The following is a 16,625-nucleotide window of genomic DNA, read 5'->3' on the forward strand; positions in this document are numbered from 1 at the left end:
TCCTCCTCAGGGATGGGCGGGGTGCGCTGCCGCCGCCGTCAGCTCCGGAAGCAATTCCCGTACCGCCGCGTTGCGGGAATGCCTGCCCAGTGTTCGGCAGAGGCGGCGTATGTCGGCCTGCACGGTCGCGGAGCTGATGAGCCGTGACGTTGGAAGCAGTTCGGCGGTGATGTGGCAGGCCTGGTCGAGATCGCCGGCCGAGGCATGGGCCAGAGCACGGCGGACCCCATACCGTGTCCTCGTGCGGAGCGCGTGTCCGGGGATGCGGGCGGTCTCCTCGTCGAGGACGGCGGCGGCCTGCCGGGGGCGCCCCAGGTCGTACAGACACCAGCCGGTGAACATCGAGACCACGTCGGGCAGGTTCGAGGCACCGAGTACCGGCTGTGCGGGGTCCGTCGCCGCCTGCGCGAGCAGTTCCCTGGCACGGTCGAGGCTGCGCATGCAACCGGTGTGGTCCCCGTTCACCGCCCTGCCCTGCGCCAGATGCTGTGCGGCCAGTCCCCGAACACGCGTCGGCGCCTCGCTTTCCAGGGCGTGGGCGGCCAATTCCATCGATTCCGCGACGTCTCCGCGATAGAGACTGATCAGGGACCGTCGCACTTGCGCGTAGACGGTGAGGGCCTTGTCCGCCCCTGCCGAGGCGAGCTGTACGGCGCGGTCCGTCCACCAGAGAGCGGCCGCCTCGTCACCCGACTCCTGCGCCATCCAGCCCGCGTACTCGGCGTAGCGTGAGGCCAGCACCAGGAGCTCCTCGCGGCCCCGGGGCCCGCTGGCCACCGCCAACTGCTCGAGGCTGTGAGTCTGGGCGATCAGCGGTGGCAGCACATGGGCCGCTCCCGCCGCCTGGCCGAGCCGGCGCAGTTGCTCGAACAGTGATCGAGAGGCGTCGACCACCGCCTCGGCCCCTTCCAGGCGCGGCAGCGCCGGCGGCGGAGCGGATGTCTGAAGAGTCAGCACCGACGCAGCGCCGGCCGCGATCAGATCACGCCGCCTCAGGCGTTGGAAGGACCCGGAACCGTCCTTGCGGAGTTGCATCAACCACACCTCGTCGTCGTTGCCGGAATTGGGCGAAGGTGGCTGAGGGTGCGGGACATCGACCAGACAGGTCAGTTCACCACCGGCACCGAGTGTGGAATCGCAGAGGCGCGCCAGCTCCGCTGTGGGGCGTTTGAGTCCTCGTTCCACCTTGCTCAACTGACTCTTGCTGTAGTGGACCCGTTGTCCCAGCTGTTGCAGAGAAAGCCCGGCCGCGATGCGCCGTCTGCGCAGCTCACGCCCGAAATCCTGCCAGTGCTCCCGCACTCCTACCTCCGTTGCTCCCCGGCCGGCAGCCGAAGGAGACGCGAATCAGAGTGCGCCGGGCGGCTGGGCCGGACAAGGTGAAACAGGCGTTTCCCGTTTCCTCATCCGGAGCGAAACCGAATGGCGGGGGCATGTCGAGAAAGCGATTCCGGCCACCGGTGGCGCCGTCGTGAGAACCGGGTGTGAGGAGCGGTCGAGCAGGGCACTGACGCGTCGGGGACACGCAGCGCGGACGTAGGGCACCGCCGGAGGGCACGCGTACCGCTGCCCCGCCGGCAGGAGGCCGGCGCCCGGCGGCATTGTCGGTGCCGTTTGGTAAGAATGCAGGCGTGAGCAGCGAGGACGGGGTTTCCCGGGGAGACGGGGGCGGTGGGGCCGAGGAGGCGCCGCCGGAGCAGCTCGCGTTGATCCGGGAGAGTGTGCGCAAGGCCAAGGTGCCGCGGGCCAAGCCGCGGACCTGGCGGGGGGCCGCGCTGGCGCCGGAGCTGCCCGTCGCCCGGGTGCTGGTCGACAAGGGCGTGCTCCACCTCGACCGGTACTTCGACTACGCGGTGCCCGCCGAGCTGGACGCCCAGGCCCAGCCCGGGGTGCGGGTGCGGGTGCGGTTCGGGGCCGGGCGGCACCGGGTGCGCGAGGGGCGCCGGGAGGGCGGCGGGCTCATCGACGGCTTCCTCGTCGAGCGCCGGGCCGAGTCCGACTACTCGGGACCGCTGGCCGCGCTGGCCCAGGTCGTCTCGCCGGAGCCGGTGCTGAGCGAGGAACTGCTCGGCCTCGCGCGCGCCGTCGCCGACCGGTACGCGGGCAGCCTCGCCGACGTGCTGCAACTGGCCGTACCGCCGCGCAACGCCCGCGCCGAACAGCGGCCGTCCCCCGCGCCGCTGCCCCCGCCCGAGGCGCCCGACGCCGGTCCCTGGGCGCGGTACGAGCACGGGGGCGCCTTCCTCGACGCGCTGGCCTCCGGCGGGGCGCCCAGGGCCGTGTGGCACGCGCTGCCCGGACCGGCGTGGAGCGAGGAACTGGCCCGGGCCGTCGCCGCCGCCCTCGCCTCCGGGCGGGGCGCCCTGGTCGTCGTACCGGACGGGCGGGCCGCCGCGCGCGTCGACGCCGCGCTGACCGCGCTGCTCGGCCCCGGCCGGCACGCGCTGCTCACCGCCGACGCCGGCCCCGAGAAGCGGTACGCGCAGTGGCTGGCGGTGCGGCGCGGATCCGTGCGCGCCGTCGTCGGGACGCGGGCGGCGATGTTCGCGCCCGTGCGGGACCTCGGTCTCGTCGCCGTCTGGGACGACGGCGACGACAGCCACAGCGAGCCGCACGCCCCGCAGCCGCACGCCCGCGACGTGCTGCTGCTGCGGGCCGCGCTGGACCGGTGCGGCTTCCTGCTGGGGAGCTGGGGCTGCACCGTGGAGGCCGCCCAGCTCGTCGAGACCGGCTGGGCCCGGCCGCTGGTCGCCGGGCGCGAGCAGGTGCGCCGGAGCGCGCCCCTGGTCCGGACCGTCGGCGACGAGGACCTCGCGCGGGACGAGGCGGCCCGCGCCGCCCGGCTGCCCAGCCTCGCCTGGCAGGCGGCCCGCGAGGGCCTGCGGCACGGGCCGGTGCTGGTGCAGGTCCCCCGGCGCGGCTACACCCCCCGCATGGCCTGCGCCCGGTGCCGGGCGCCCGCCCGGTGCCGGCACTGCTCGGGCCCGCTGGAGGGACAGGACGGCGGCGTGCTGCGGTGCGGCTGGTGCGGGCAGGGCGAGAGCGCCTGGCACTGCCCCGAGTGCGGCGGTTTCCGGCTCCGCGCCCAGATCGTCGGCGCGCGCCGCACCGCCGAGGAACTGGGGCGCGCGTTTCCCGCCGTACCGGTGCGCACCTCGGGGCGCGAGCACGTGCTGGACACCGTTCCGGACACGCCCGCGCTGGTGGTCAGCACGCCGGGCGCCGAACCGGTGGCCGAGGGCGGCTACGCGGCGGCCCTGCTCCTGGACGGCTGGGCCATGCTCGGGCGTCCCGATCTGCGGGCCGGGGAGGACGCGCTGCGCCGGTGGATCGCGGCCGGTGCGCTGGTGCGGCCGCAGGGCGAGGGGGGCACCGTGGTCGTGGTGGCCGAGCCCACCCTGCGGCCCGTCCAGGCGCTGGTGCGCTGGGACCCCGTCGGGCATGCCGTGCGGGAGCTGTCCGAGCGGGCCGAACTGGGCTTCCCGCCGGTGTCCCGGATGGCGGCCGTGTCCGGGCCGCCGGCGGCCGTCGCCGAGTTCCTGACGGCCGTCGAACTGCCGCCGGACGCCGAGGTCCTGGGCCCGGTCCCGCTGCCGCCCCCGCTGCCCGGCCGGCCGCGCCGGCCCGGCGCGCCCCCGCCCGGCGAACACTGGGAACGGGCGCTCGTCCGCGTCCCGCCGGGCAGCGGTGCCGCCCTGGCCACGGCCCTGAAGACCGCCCAGGCCGCCCGCATGGCCCGCGGCGGCGCCGACCAGGTGCGGGTCCGCGTCGACCCACCGGACATCGGCTGAGCCGCCGGGCAGCGGCAGCGGCACATCGGCTGAACCGCCGGGCAGCGGCAGCGGCAGCGGGCGGCCGGACCGGGTGCCAGCCGGGTGTCGGACGGGGGACGGGCTGCCGGGCGCCGGGTGGGCTCCGGGGCGTGACGGGGTGTGACGGGGTGCCCGCCCCGCACATCCGCCCTCCCGGCTCTCCCCGGGAGGGCGGGGTCGGGTGGTCGGTGGGGTCAGCCGTTGCGCGGGCTGGGGAAGGTGGCGGGGCGGGTGTCGTCGCGCCGGGCGGGGGTGGTCGCGGTCGGCTGGGTGGGCATGGAGCGGGCCGCGGGCACCGTCGGCACGGTGGGCAGCCCGGTGTTCACATTGATCGTGCGGGTGCCGGACGGCTCCGTCGTCCGTTCCGCCTCGGCCGCCGCCTGGGCCGCCGCCCGGCGGGCGCCGTAACGGCGGTGCACCGCCTGTTTGGTGACCCCGAGCGCCGAGCCCACCGCGTCCCACGAGAAACCGAGTGAGCGGTCGAAGTCCACCGCGGCCGTGACCAGCGTCTCGACACTGTCGCGGAGTTCCTGGGCGAGGCGGACCGTCGGGGCGGGGGCGCGTCCGTAGACGACGAAGCCCGTGGACGGGCCGGAGCGGCGCGGGCGGTAGACGTTGCCCAGCTGGGCGGTGAGCGTGCGCAGCGCGTCCACCTGCCGGCGGACCCGCTCGATGTCCCGCACCAGCAAGTGCAGGCTGGCCCGGGCCTGGGCGTCGTGGGTTGCGTGGTCGGCCATGAACAAGCCTCTCGAACCGGCGTTGAAAGGAATTCGGCCGCGAAAGCGGCCCGATGTGGTCAACTCTTTCTTGACCAACGCGCCGACCCTCCGCTGGTCACGGGGTGGGGGCGTACGGGCATATGCGTACGCCGGTCGCCCACCCGTGCGCCGTCCATGGTCATAGACTGGTGCGCTGCCCGACCGACCCCGCCCGAGAGGCCCGATCCCGCCCATGAAGCTCGTCTTCGCCGGTACCCCCGAGGTCGCCGTTCCCGCCCTGGACGCCCTGCTCGCCTCCGGACGGCACGAGGTGGCCGCCGTCGTCACGCGGCCCGACGCGCCGGCCGGGCGCGGGCGCAGGCTGGTCGCGTCCCCCGTGGCCGAGCGGGCGGAGGAGGCCGGGATCGAGGTGCTGAAGCCGCTCAAGCCCCGGGACCCGGACTTCCTGGAGCGGCTGAAGCAGATCGCCCCGGACTGCTGCCCGGTCGTCGCCTACGGCGCCCTGCTGCCCCGGCCCGCCCTGGACATCCCGGCCCACGGCTGGGTCAACCTGCACTTCTCGCTGCTGCCCGCCTGGCGCGGTGCCGCGCCCGTGCAGCACGCCGTCATGGCGGGCGACGAGATCACCGGGGCGTCCACCTTCCTCATCGAGGAGGGCCTGGACTCCGGGCCCGTCTACGGCACCGTCACCGAGGAGATCCGCCCTACCGACACCAGCGGCGACCTGCTCACCCGGCTCGCCCTCGCGGGCGCCGGACTGCTCGCCGCCACCATGGACGGCATCGAGGACGGCTCCCTGAAGGCCGTGCCGCAGCCCGCCGAGGGCGTCTCCCTCGCGCCGAAGATCACCGTCGACGACGCCCGGGTGGACTGGACGGCGCCCGCGCTGCGCGTCGACCGGGTCGTGCGCGGCTGCACCCCGGCGCCCGGCGCCTGGACCACCTTCCGCGGCGAGCGGCTCAAGCTCGTCCAGGTCACCCCCGTACCCGAGCGGACCGGTCTCGCGCCGGGCCGGCTCGCGGTCGGCAAGAACAGCGTGCACGTGGGCACCGGTTCGTACGCGGTCGAACTGCTCTGGGTGCAGGCCCAGGGCAAGAAGCCGATGCGCGCGGCCGACTGGGCGCGCGGGGTGCGCATCGCGGAAGACGAGACGCTCGGCGGCTGACGCCCCGGACGGGGGTGGGGAGGCGCCGACTAGGCTGGAGAGGCATCCCCTTCTATCTCCGGAGCACCTTTTTCGTGAGCGAGTCCTCCCGGCGGCCCCGCAGGCCCGCCAAGCCCTACCGCCGTCCCCAGAAGGACCCCGTCCGCATCCTGGCCTTCGAGGCGCTGCGCGCGGTGGACGAGCGGGACGCCTACGCCAACCTCGTGCTGCCGCCGCTGCTGCGCAAGGCCCGTGACAAGGGCGACTTCGACGCCCGGGACGCCGCGCTGGCCACCGAGCTGGTGTACGGCACGCTGCGCCGGCAGGGCACCTACGACGCCGTCATCGCCGCCTGTGTCGACCGGCCGCTGCGCGAGGTCGACCCGCCGGTGCTGGACGTGCTCGGCCTCGGCGTGCACCAGCTGCTCGGCACCCGGATCCCGACGCACGCCGCCGTCTCCGCCTCCGTGGAGCTGGCCCGGGTGGTGCTCGGGGACGGCCGGGCCAAGTTCGTCAACGCCGTGCTCCGCAAGGTCGCGCAGGACGACCTGGCGGGCTGGACCGAGAAGGTCGCGCCGCCCTACGACGAGGACCCCGAGGACCACCTGGCCGTCGTGCACTCGCACCCGCGCTGGGTCGTCTCCGCGCTCTGGGACTCCCTCGGCGGCGGCCGGGCCGGCATCGAGGAGCTGCTGGCGGCCGACAACGAACGGCCCGAGGTGACCCTGGTCGCCCGCCCCGGGCGGGCCACCACCGAGGAGCTGCTGCGCGAGGACGCCGCCGTACCGGGCCGCTGGTCGCCGTACGCCGTACGGCTCGCGGAGGGCGGCGAGCCGGGCGCGGTCGAGGCCGTGCGCGAGGGCCGGGCCGGCGTGCAGGACGAGGGCAGCCAGCTGGTCGCCCTCGCGCTCGCGAACGCCCCGCTGGACGGGCCCGACGAGAAGTGGCTCGACGGCTGCGCCGGACCCGGCGGCAAGGCCGCGCTGCTCGGCGCCCTCGCCGCCGAACGCGGTGCCGTGCTGCTCGCCTCCGAGAAGCAGCCGCACCGGGCCGGCCTGGTCGCCAAGGCGCTGCACGGCAACCCGGGCCCGTACCAGGTCATCGCCGCCGACGGCACCCGTCCGCCGTGGCGCCCCGGCAGCTTCGACCGGGTGCTGGTGGACGTCCCGTGCACCGGCCTCGGCGCGCTGCGCCGCCGCCCCGAGGCCCGCTGGCGCCGCCGCCCCGAGGACCTGGACAGCTTCGCCCCGCTCCAGCGCGCCCTGCTGCGCACCGCCCTGGACTCCGTGCGCGTCGGCGGGGTCGTCGGCTACGCCACCTGCTCCCCGCACCTCGCCGAGACCCGGGCGGTGGTGGCCGACGTCCTCAAGCAGCGCCCCGACACCGACCTGATCGACGCCCGGCCCCTGCTCCCCGGCCTCCCCGCCCTCGGCGAGGGCCCGGACGTCCAGCTCTGGCCCCATCTGCACGGCACGGACGCGATGTACCTGGCCCTGATCCGCAGGACCGCGTAGCGCGGGCCGCCCCGGGCCTGACCCGCCCTCCCCGGCAGGGCATAGGCTGGGGGCCATGTCCGTGCAGATCAATCCCAGCATCCTGTCCGCCGACTTCGCCCGCCTCGCGGACGAGGCCGAGGCGGTCCGCGGCGCCGACTCGCTCCATGTCGACGTCATGGACAACCACTTCGTCCCGAACCTCACCCTCGGCGTGCCGGTGGTGGAGTCCCTGGCCCGGGCGACGGACACCCCGCTGGACTGCCACCTGATGATCGAGGACCCCGACCGCTGGGCCCCTCAGTACGTCGAGGCGGGGGCGTCGTCGGTCACCTTCCACGTGGAGGCCGCGGCCGCCCCGGTGCGGCTCGCCCGGGAGATCCGCGCGAAGGGCGCCCGCGCGTCCATGGCGCTGAAGCCCGCGACGCCCATCGAGCCGTTCGAGGACCTGCTGCCGGAACTCGACATGCTGCTGATCATGACGGTGGAGCCGGGCTTCGGCGGCCAGGCGTTCCTCGACATCATGCTGCCGAAGATCCGCCGCACCCGGGAGCTGATCAAGAAGCACGGACTGCAGCTGTGGCTCCAGGTCGACGGCGGTGTCTCGGCCGCGACCATCGAGCGGTGCGCGGACGCGGGAGCGGACGTGTTCGTCGCCGGCTCGGCCGTGTACGGGGCCGAGGACCCGGCCGAGGCCGTGCGCGCGCTGCGCGCCCAGGCGGAGTCGGCCACCGCCAAGGCGTCCTGGGCATGCGACCACTGAGCCACGGCGAAGTGAACGGTTGAATGAAGCCCGCCCATCAGGGCGGATCAGTCGCCCCGAATCTGCGAGGATGAACGGCGAATCCAGAGTGTGAACAGCAGTGAGGAGATCGCCGTGTCGGGTATGTCGGCGGGCCGGTCAGCCATGCGGATGGGACCCGCTGAGCTGGTGCAGGCGGCGGCCATGGCCCGCCGCTTCTACCTCGAGGGCAAGTCCAAGATCCAGATCGCGGAGGAGTTCGGCGTCAGCCGCTTCAAGGTGGCCCGGGTCCTGGAGACCGCCCTCGAGCGGGACCTCGTACGCATCGAGATCCGGGTGCCGGCCGAGCTGGACGCCGAGCGTTCCGACGCGCTCCGCGCCCGCTACGGCCTGCGGCACGCCGTCGTGGTCGAGTCCCCGGCCGAGGCGGAGGAGACCCCGGACCCCGAGAACCTCGGTGAGGTGGCCGCCGACCTGCTCGGCGAACTCGTCAACGAGGGCGACGTGCTCGGGCTGGCCTGGGGCCGGTCCACCATCCACATGGCGGCGGCGCTCGACCGGCTGCCGCCGTGCACGGTGGTGCAGCTGACGGGCGTGTACGACGCCGGGACCGCCGAGCGCGGCTCGGTGGAGGCCGTCCGCCGGGCCGCCCAGGTCTCGGGCGGCGACGCGCACCCCATCTACGCGCCGATGCTGCTGCCGGACGCGGCCACCGCGGCGGCCCTGCGCAGCCAGACCGGGATCGCCCGGGCCTTCGAGTACTTCGACAAGGTCACCGTCGCCTGTGTCTCCATCGGCTCCTGGGAGCCGGGCATCTCGACCGTGCACGACATGCTGAGCGACGAGGAGCGCGCGCACTACGCCTCGCTCGGTGTCGCCGCCGAGATGTCGGCGCACCTCTTCGACGCCGAGGGGCGCCGGATCGGCCGGGACCTGGGGGAGCGGTGCATCACGGTCAAGACCGACCAGCTGCGCCGTATCCCGGAGGTGGTGGCGATCGCGGGCGGGCAGCGCAAGGCCGCCGCGATCGACGCGGTGCTGCGCTCCGGGCTGGTCACCAGCCTGGTGACCGACACCTCGGCCGCCGACCACCTGCTGACGGCGGGCCAGGCACCGCGGCCGGCGCTCAGCCGTCAGGACCCCGACGGAGCCTGACGGCGCCTCCCGGCGGGCCCGGGCGGGACGGCCGTGGCAGCATCGACGCATGCCGCCACGGTTCGTCCCCCGCGCCCTCGCCGGGCTGCTGATCTGTCTCGCCGTTCTCCTGACGGGATGCTCCGGCGGCTCCCCGCCGGCCTCCCCGGGTGCGTCCGCCCCGGCCTGGGCGCACGGCATGGCCACCGTCCCCGTCTCCCGGCTGCCCGCCGAGGCCCGCACCACCCTGGCCCGCATCGACCGGGGCGGGCCCTTCCCCTACGCCCAGGACGGGGCCGTCTTCGGGAACTTCGAGGGGCACCTGCCCAAGCACCGGCGCGGCTACTACCACGAGTACACCGTGCAGACCCCCGGCTCCCGCGACCGGGGCGCCCGGCGCCTGGTCACCGGGCAGGGCGGGGAGGTCTACTACACCGATGACCACTACGACTCGTTCCGGGCGGTACTGAGATGAGCGACACCCCGGCCGGCCCGCTCGTGGCCGTGCTCGACCTCGACGGCGTCACGGACAAGGCGGGCCTGATGGACCGCGTCGCCCGGGCCCTGGCGCTGCCCGACTGGTTCGGCCGCAACTGGGACGCGCTGGCCGACTCCCTGTCCGATCACACGGTCTGGCCCGAGGGCGCCGTGGAACGCGGGCTGCTGCTCGTCGTACGGGGCTGGCGGCCGTACGCCGGGGCCCGGCCCGAGGAGTGGCGGACCGCCGAGGAGGTTCTCACCGAGGCCGCGGACCGCACGGCCGCGCTCACCGTTGCCCTCGCCCTTGGAGGAACCTCCTAGCCGCCCGGTGACGACCCTGGATGTTCTGTCAGGGGATGACGGACGCCCCGCCATGGGAGAATGAAGTACGTGCTCTTTCCCCCTGGCACACCTGCCAGGGGGTCACCTCTGATCGACTGGGATGTGCAGCACGTGCGTTTCCTCAATGACATCCAGCCCGCGTACGACCTGACGTACGACGACGTGTTCATGGTGCCGCGCCGCTCCGCGGTGGGCTCGCGTCAGGGCGTGGACCTCGCCTCGCCGGACGGGACGGGCACCACCATCCCGCTCGTCGTCGCGAACATGACCGCCATCGCCGGCCGCCGCATGGCCGAGACGGTGGCCCGCCGCGGCGGGCTCGTGGTCATCCCGCAGGACATCCCGATCGATGTCGTCACCGAGGTGATCTCCTGGGTGAAGAGCCGGCACCTGGTGCTGGACACCCCGATCGTGCTGGCCCCGCACCAGACCGTCGCCGACGCCCTGGCGCTGCTGCCCAAGCGGGCGCACAACGCCGGTGTGGTCGTGGACGAGAACCACCGGCCCGTCGGTGTCGTCACCGACGCCGACCTGTCCGGCGTCGACCGCTTCACCCAGCTCGAAGTCGTCATGTCCAAGGACCTGCTCCTGCTGGACGCCGACATAGACCCGCGCGAGGCCTTCAACACCCTCGACCACCACAACCGCCGCTACGCCCCGGCCGTCGACAAGGACGGCAGGCTCGCCGGCATCCTCACCCGCAAGGGCGCCCTGCGCGCCACGCTGTACACCCCGGCCGTGGACGCCGCCGGAAAGCTGCGGATCGCCGCCGCCGTCGGCATCAACGGCGACGTGGCGGGCAAGGCCAAGCAGCTGCTCGACGCGGGCGTGGACACGCTCGTCATCGACACCGCGCACGGCCACCAGGAGTCGATGATCAGCGCCATCCAGGTGGTGCGCGCCCTCGACCCGAACGTGCCGATCGCCGCGGGCAACATCGTCTCCGCCGAGGGTGTGAAGGACCTCATCGACGCGGGCGCCGACATCATCAAGGTCGGTGTCGGCCCGGGCGCCATGTGCACCACCCGCATGATGACCGGCGTGGGCCGCCCGCAGTTCTCCGCCGTCCTGGAGTGCGCCGCCGAGGCGAAGAAGTACGGCAAGCACGTGTGGGCCGACGGCGGTGTCCGCCACCCGCGCGACGTCGCCATGGCCCTCGCGGCCGGCGCGTCCAACGTGATGATCGGCTCCTGGTTCGCCGGCACCTACGAGTCGCCGGGCGACCTCCAGCACGACGCCCAGGGCCGTGCCTACAAGGAGTCCTTCGGCATGGCCTCCGCGCGTGCGGTGCGCAACCGCACCTCGGAGGAGTCGGCCTACGACCGCGCCCGCAAGGCGCTGTTCGAGGAGGGCATCTCCACCTCCCGGATGTTCCTCGACCCGGCCCGCCCGGGCGTCGAGGACCTGATCGACTCGATCATCGCGGGCGTCCGTTCCTCCTGCACCTACGCCGGCGCCGGCTCGCTGGAGGAGTTCGCCGAGAAGGCGATCGTCGGCATCCAGAGCGCGGCCGGCTACGCCGAGGGCAAGCCGCTGCACGCCAGCTGGAGCTGACCCGCGGCCTGCCGCAGCCGCACGACGGCCCCCGCCGTTCCCCACCCGGGAACGGCGGGGGCCGTCGCCGTATCCGCCGACCTCGCCAAAAGGTGCTCTTCAGGGCATCGCGCAACGGTCGACAGCACGCGCGCAACGATTTGTCATTCGGGGTGGATGAACGCAATGATTCTGCGGGGATGCGCAAGGTTGCTGCATTACGCCCGTGAAGGCCCGCCTCATAGGGTGCTGCGCTAGTACGTGCGTGGCGGGGACCCCGCTCGATGGGTTCCCGCCCTCGCGAGGCCCACCGGTCCCCGTCCACGAGGGCCGGCTCATCCGCCGGTCCGCGTCCGCACCACACCGGCAGCGAATAAGGAGCCAGCGCGTGCTCGACCAAGGCGCACCCCCGCAGAACCAGATACCGGCCGCCCCCGCGTCCCCGGGCGTCGCCGCGCGCCTGATGCGTCGCAAGCCGGTGGAACGCCTGGTCGCGGAGGGCGGCCACGGCGAGGGAGGACAGCTGCGGCGCTCCCTCGGACTGTGGCAGCTGACCATGATCAGCATCGGTGCCACCCTCGGCACCGGCATCTTCGTCGTCCTCGGCGACGCCGTCCCCGAGGCCGGCCCCGCGGTCACCCTGTCCTTCGTGATCGCCGGCCTCACCGCGCTGTTCTCGGCCCTGTCCTACGCCGAGCTGGCGGGCAGCATCCCGGTCGCCGGCTCCTCGTACTCGTACGCATACGCAACGATGGGCGAGCTGGTCGCCTGGGTCTGCGGCTGGTGCCTGATCCTGGAGTACGGCGTCTCGGTGGCCGCCGTCGCCGTCGGCTGGGGCGAGTACCTGAACGAGCTGCTGGACGGCACCATCGGCGTCACCATCCCGAGCGTGCTGTCCTCGGCCCCCGGCGAGGGCGGCGTCATCAACCTGCCCGCGCTGGTCGTCGTCCTGCTGGCGATGGTGTTCCTGCTCGGCGGCGCCCGCGAGTCCGCCCGCGCCAACACGATCATGGTGTGCGTGAAGATCGTCGCCCTCGTGCTGTTCTGCGCGGTCGGCATCATGGGCTTCAAGTCCGGCAACTACGCCGACTTCATGCCGCTCGGCATGACCGGCGTCAGCGCCGCCGGTGCCACGCTGTTCTTCTCGTACATCGGCTTCGACGCCGCCTCCACCGCCGGTGAGGAGGCCAAGGACCCCAAGCGGGACCTGCCGCGGGCGATCATGCTGTCGCTGATCATCGTCACCGCGCTGTACGTGCTCGTCGCCGGTGTCGCCGTCGGCGCCTGGAACTGGAAGAAGTTCGACGGCTCGGAGGCATCCCTCGCCGCGATCATGAACGACGTCAGCGGCCAGACCTTCTGGGGCACGCTGCTGGCGCTCGGCGCGGTCATCTCCATCGCGAGCGTGGTGCTCACCGTGCTCTACGGCCAGACCCGCATCCTGTTCGCGATGTCCCGTGACGGCCTGGTGCCCAAGGCGCTCGGCAAGGTCCACCGCAAGACCGGCGCCCCCCGCCTCAACACGGTGATCGTCTCCCTGTTCTGCGGCGCGCTCGCCGCCCTCATCCCGCTGGGCAAGCTCGTCGACGCCACCAGCATCGGCACCCTGTTCGCCTTCGCCCTGGTCAACATCGCGGTCATCGTGCTCCGCTACAAGCGGCCGAACCTGGAGCGGACCTTCAAGGTGCCGTTCGGGCCGGTGCTGCCGGTGCTGGGCTTCCTGTTCTGCGCGTACAACATGTTCAGCCTCGACACCGTGACCTGGGTCGTCTTCGGATGCTGGATGGCCGCCGGGCTCGTGTTCTACTTCCTGTACGGCTATCGCCGTTCCCGTCTCGCGACCGACGACGACCTCGCGGTGACGGCAGTGAAGTGACCGAACCGAAGAAGTGAACGACCCCCTGTGCTGAACGATCTCGACGAACGCATCGTGCACGCCCTCGCCGAGGACGCCCGCCGCTCCTACGCGGACATCGGGCAGCTGATCGGACTGTCCGCGCCCGCGGTGAAGCGGCGCGTGGACCGGTTGCGGGCCACCGGCGCCATCACCGGGTTCACCGTCCGGGTGGACCCGGCGGCGCTCGGCTGGGAGACCGAGGGATACATCGAGATCTACTGCCGGAGCAACACCTCCCCGGAGACCATCCAGCGGGGTCTGGAGCGGTACCAGGAGGTCGTGGCCGCGTCGACCGTCACCGGCGACGCGGACGCGATCGCCCAGGTCTTCGCCTCCGACATGCGGCACTTCGAGCGGGTCCTGGAGCGGATCGCGGGCGAGCCCTTCGTGGAACGCACCAAGTCCGTCCTGGTCCTGTCACCGCTGCTGCGCCGCTTCTCCTCCGGGGCACCGGGGTAGGAGCGGACGGCGGCCCGGGGCGCCTCGTCGTCACCGGCTGCGGGCAGCGCCCCTTTCAGGGGCGCGGGGAACTGCGCGAGCAACCCCACACGGCCCGCACCCGGCGCACGACGAGGCGCCCCGGCCGCTTTTCCGGGGACACCCACCGGCCCGCGCAACGAATCGCCGCCGGAATCCCCTCCCGCGCAACAAACTACGCACGCGCGCGCAACGGCTCCTTCTTGTCCGGCCGAGCGCGCCGCCCGTACCGTCTTCCTGACCCCCCAAACCCCCCGTTCCGGTGAGGATGACGCATGCGCACCGCCCTGCTCCAGAGCTCCGGCCGTCCCGGCTCGATCGCCGAGAACCTCAAGGTCCTCGACGAGGCCGCGGGCCGCGCCGCCGCCGCGGGCGCCGGGCTGCTGGCCGCGCCGGAGATGTTCCTCACCGGATACGCGATCGGCGACGACATCGCCCGCCTCGCCGAGCCCGCCGACGGCGACTGGGCCGACGCGGTCGCCGAGATCGCCACCCGGCACGGCCTGGCCCTCGTCTACGGCTACCCGGAGCGCGACGGCGACACCGTCTTCAACTCCGCCCAGCTGGTCTCCGCCGACGGCACCCGGCTCGCCAACTACCGCAAGACCCACCTCTTCGGCTGCTTCGAGCGCGACCACTTCACGCCGGGCGAGCGGCAGGTCGTCCAGGCCGAGCTGAACGGCCTCACCGTGGGCCTGCTGATCTGCTACGACGTCGAGTTCCCGGAGAACGTCCGGGCCCACGCCCTGGCCGGCACCGACCTCCTCGTCGTACCGACCGCGCAGATGCACCCCTTCCAGTTCGTCGCCGAGTCGATGATCCCGGTGCGGGCCTTCGAGAACCAGATGTACGTCGCGTACGTCAACCGGGTCGGTGAGGAAGGGGAGTTCGAGTTCGTCGGCCTGTCCGTCCTCGCCGGTCCCGACGGCGTCGCCCGCGCCCGCGCCGGCCGTGCCGAGCAGCTGGTGCTCGCCGACGCCGACCCCGCCTTCCTGGCCGCCTCCCGGGAGAACAACCCGTACCTGGCGGACCGCCGCCCCGGTCTGTACGGGTCCCTGGTCTGAGCCGCGGACCAGCCGCGCGGGAGGGCCGCGCGAGAGCGGCCGCGGCAGCCTCACCCCGTTCCACCACGCAAGGAGTCCGTACCCCCATGACGTCCACGGTGCCCAACGCCGTCGAGCACACCGACGAGCAGCAGCCGCCGATCACCATGTTCGGCCCGGACTTCCCCTACGCCTACGACGACTTCCTCGCCCACCCGGCGGGCCTCGGCCAGGTCCCGGCCACCGAGCACGGCACCGAGGTCGCGGTCATCGGCGGCGGCCTGTCCGGCATCGTCGCCGCCTACGAGCTGATGAAGATGGGCCTCAGGCCCGTCGTCTACGAGGCCGACCAGATCGGCGGCCGGCTCCGCACGGTCGGCTTCGACGGCTGCGCCGACTCGCTGACCGCCGAGATGGGCGCGATGCGCTTCCCGCCGTCCTCCACCGCCCTCCAGCACTACATCGACCTGGTCGGCCTGGAGACCAGGCCCTTCCCGAACCCGCTGGCCGAGGCCACCCCCTCGACCGTGGTCGACCTCAAGGGCGAGTCGCACTACGCCGTCACCATCGACGACCTGCCCCAGGTGTACCGGGACGTCGCCGCGGCCTGGAACAAGTGCCTGGAGGAGGGCGCGGACTTCTCCGACATGAACCGCGCGATGCGCGAGCGGGACGTGCCGCGCATCCGGGAGATCTGGGCGAAGCTGGTCGAGAAGCTCGACAACCAGACCTTCTACGGCTTCCTGTGCGACTCCGAGGCGTTCAAGTCCTTCCGGCACCGGGAGATCTTCGGCCAGGTCGGCTTCGGCACCGGCGGCTGGGACACCGACTTCCCGAACTCCATCCTGGAGATCCTGCGCGTCGTCTACACCGAGGCCGACGACCACCACCGCGGCATCGTCGGCGGCTCCCAGCAGCTGCCGCTGCGCCTGTGGGAGCGGGAGCCGGAGAAGATCGTGCACTGGCCGCACGGCACCTCGCTGAAGTCCCTGCACGCGGACGGCGAGCCGCGCCCGGCCGTCACCCGGCTGCACCGCACCGCGGGCAACCGGATCACCGTGACGGACGCGAACGGCGACATCCGCACCTACCAGGCGGCGATCTTCACCGCCCAGTCCTGGATGCTGCTGTCCAAGATCGCCTGTGACGACTCGCTCTTCCCGATCGACCACTGGACGGCGATCGAGCGCACCCACTACATGGAGTCCAGCAAGCTCTTCGTGCCCGTGGACCGGCCGTTCTGGCTGGACAAGGACGAGGAGACCGGCCGGGACGTCATGTCGATGACGCTCACCGACCGCATGACCCGCGGCACGTACCTGCTCGACGACGGCCCCGACAAGCCCGCCGTCATCTGCCTGTCGTACACCTGGTGCGACGACAGCCTGAAGTGGCTGCCGCTGTCCGCGAACGAGCGGATGGAGGTCATGCTGAAGTCGCTCGGCGAGATCTACCCGAAGGTCGACATCCGCAAGCACATCATCGGCAACCCGGTGACGATCTCCTGGGAGAACGAGCCCTACTTCATGGGCGCGTTCAAGGCCAACCTGCCCGGCCACTACCGCTACCAGCGGCGCCTGTTCACCCACTTCATGCAGGACCGGCTGCCCGAGGACAAGCGGGGCATCTTCCTCGCCGGCGACGACATCTCCTGGACGGCCGGCTGGGCCGAGGGCGCCGTGCAGACCGCGCTGAACGCGGTGTGGGGCGTGATGCACCACTTCGGCGGCACGACCGACCCGACGAACCCGGGCCCGGGCGACGTCTACGACGAGATCGCCCCGGTGGAGCTTCCCGAGGACTGACCCG

General features: G+C 73.1%; 14 protein-coding genes. 12 read left to right on the forward strand and 2 right to left on the reverse strand.

Annotation, left to right across the window (positions count from 1 at the left end; all coding sequences use genetic code 11):
* Window positions 1–6: 6 nt before the first annotated feature.
* Window positions 7–1,302 (reverse strand): helix-turn-helix domain-containing protein, encoded by a 1,296-nt coding sequence (locus ACSURM_RS30115; protein WP_436958918.1) that lies wholly within the window; start codon window positions 1,300–1,302, stop codon window positions 7–9.
* Window positions 1,303–1,631: 329 nt separating this feature from the next.
* Between ACSURM_RS30115 and ACSURM_RS30120 the strand changes: the two genes are divergently transcribed.
* A complete protein-coding gene (locus ACSURM_RS30120; RefSeq protein WP_436958919.1) occupies window positions 1,632–3,791 on the forward strand; it encodes a primosomal protein N' in 2,160 nt (719 codons plus the stop codon).
* Window positions 3,792–4,006: 215 nt separating this feature from the next.
* Here the strand turns inward: ACSURM_RS30120 and ACSURM_RS30125 are convergent, their stop codons facing one another.
* Complete coding sequence (locus ACSURM_RS30125) at window positions 4,007–4,549, reverse strand: hypothetical protein (protein ID WP_436958920.1); 543 nt, start codon at window positions 4,547–4,549, stop codon at window positions 4,007–4,009.
* 214 nt (window positions 4,550–4,763) lie between these two features.
* Here ACSURM_RS30125 and fmt point away from each other — a divergent pair, with 214 nt between their 5' ends.
* The 11 genes from fmt (at window position 4,764) to ACSURM_RS30180 (ending at window position 16,621) form a co-directional block, all read left to right on the forward strand.
* Window positions 4,764–5,696, forward strand: a complete 933-nt coding sequence (fmt, locus tag ACSURM_RS30130) for a methionyl-tRNA formyltransferase (protein WP_436958921.1) — start codon at window positions 4,764–4,766, stop codon at window positions 5,694–5,696.
* A gap of 74 nt (window positions 5,697–5,770) precedes the next feature.
* Complete coding sequence (locus ACSURM_RS30135; protein WP_436958922.1) at window positions 5,771–7,189, forward strand: RsmB/NOP family class I SAM-dependent RNA methyltransferase; 1,419 nt, start codon at window positions 5,771–5,773, stop codon at window positions 7,187–7,189.
* A gap of 55 nt (window positions 7,190–7,244) precedes the next feature.
* Window positions 7,245–7,931, forward strand: coding sequence for a ribulose-phosphate 3-epimerase (gene rpe, locus ACSURM_RS30140; protein ID WP_359050505.1), 687 nt, complete (start codon window positions 7,245–7,247; stop codon window positions 7,929–7,931).
* 90 nt (window positions 7,932–8,021) lie between these two features.
* Window positions 8,022–9,065 (forward strand): sugar-binding transcriptional regulator, encoded by a 1,044-nt coding sequence (locus ACSURM_RS30145; protein WP_436958923.1) that lies wholly within the window; start codon window positions 8,022–8,024, stop codon window positions 9,063–9,065.
* A 49-nt stretch (window positions 9,066–9,114) separates the two neighbouring features.
* The gene (locus tag ACSURM_RS30150; protein WP_436958924.1) at window positions 9,115–9,519 is read left to right on the forward strand and encodes a ribonuclease domain-containing protein; all 405 of its coding nucleotides are present in this window, start codon (window positions 9,115–9,117) and stop codon (window positions 9,517–9,519) included.
* Entirely contained in the window at window positions 9,516–9,845 is a 330-nt protein-coding gene (locus tag ACSURM_RS30155) for a barstar family protein (RefSeq protein WP_436958925.1), read from the forward strand. Before ACSURM_RS30150 ends, ACSURM_RS30155 begins: the two co-directional genes overlap by 4 nt.
* A 132-nt stretch (window positions 9,846–9,977) precedes the next feature.
* Window positions 9,978–11,420, forward strand: a complete 1,443-nt coding sequence (locus tag ACSURM_RS30160; protein WP_436958926.1) for a GuaB1 family IMP dehydrogenase-related protein — start codon at window positions 9,978–9,980, stop codon at window positions 11,418–11,420.
* A gap of 367 nt (window positions 11,421–11,787) precedes the next feature.
* Complete coding sequence (locus tag ACSURM_RS30165) at window positions 11,788–13,275, forward strand: amino acid permease (protein ID WP_359050497.1); 1,488 nt, start codon at window positions 11,788–11,790, stop codon at window positions 13,273–13,275.
* A 27-nt stretch (window positions 13,276–13,302) separates the two neighbouring features.
* Window positions 13,303–13,755: an Lrp/AsnC family transcriptional regulator gene (locus ACSURM_RS30170; protein ID WP_030620185.1), complete on the forward strand. Its 453-nt coding sequence runs from the start codon at window positions 13,303–13,305 to the stop codon at window positions 13,753–13,755.
* 293 nt (window positions 13,756–14,048) lie between these two features.
* Entirely contained in the window at window positions 14,049–14,837 is a 789-nt protein-coding gene (locus tag ACSURM_RS30175) for a carbon-nitrogen hydrolase family protein (RefSeq protein WP_436958928.1), read from the forward strand.
* A gap of 86 nt (window positions 14,838–14,923) precedes the next feature.
* A complete protein-coding gene (locus tag ACSURM_RS30180) occupies window positions 14,924–16,621 on the forward strand; it encodes a flavin monoamine oxidase family protein (RefSeq protein ID WP_436958929.1) in 1,698 nt (565 codons plus the stop codon).
* The last annotated feature ends 4 nt before the right edge of the window (window positions 16,622–16,625 follow it).

The organism is Streptomyces sp. SudanB182_2057 (assembly GCF_964272715.1).
GTDB lineage: Bacteria > Actinomycetota > Actinomycetes > Streptomycetales > Streptomycetaceae > Streptomyces > Streptomyces rubradiris.

What these genes read in the sequence shown, in the direction of transcription:
- ACSURM_RS30175 (WP_436958928.1), top strand. Translation starts at nt 14,049, where the DNA reads ATGCGCACCGCCCTGCTCCAGAGCTCCGGCCGTCCCGGCTCGATCGCC.
- ACSURM_RS30125 (WP_436958920.1), bottom strand. Translation starts at nt 4,549, where the DNA reads ATGGCCGACCACGCAACCCACGACGCCCAGGCCCGGGCCAGCCTGCAC.
- fmt (WP_436958921.1), top strand. Translation starts at nt 4,764, where the DNA reads ATGAAGCTCGTCTTCGCCGGTACCCCCGAGGTCGCCGTTCCCGCCCTG.
- ACSURM_RS30180 (WP_436958929.1), top strand. Translation starts at nt 14,924, where the DNA reads ATGACGTCCACGGTGCCCAACGCCGTCGAGCACACCGACGAGCAGCAG.
- rpe (WP_359050505.1), top strand. Translation starts at nt 7,245, where the DNA reads ATGTCCGTGCAGATCAATCCCAGCATCCTGTCCGCCGACTTCGCCCGC.
- ACSURM_RS30155 (WP_436958925.1), top strand. Translation starts at nt 9,516, where the DNA reads ATGAGCGACACCCCGGCCGGCCCGCTCGTGGCCGTGCTCGACCTCGAC.
- ACSURM_RS30150 (WP_436958924.1), top strand. Translation starts at nt 9,115, where the DNA reads ATGCCGCCACGGTTCGTCCCCCGCGCCCTCGCCGGGCTGCTGATCTGT.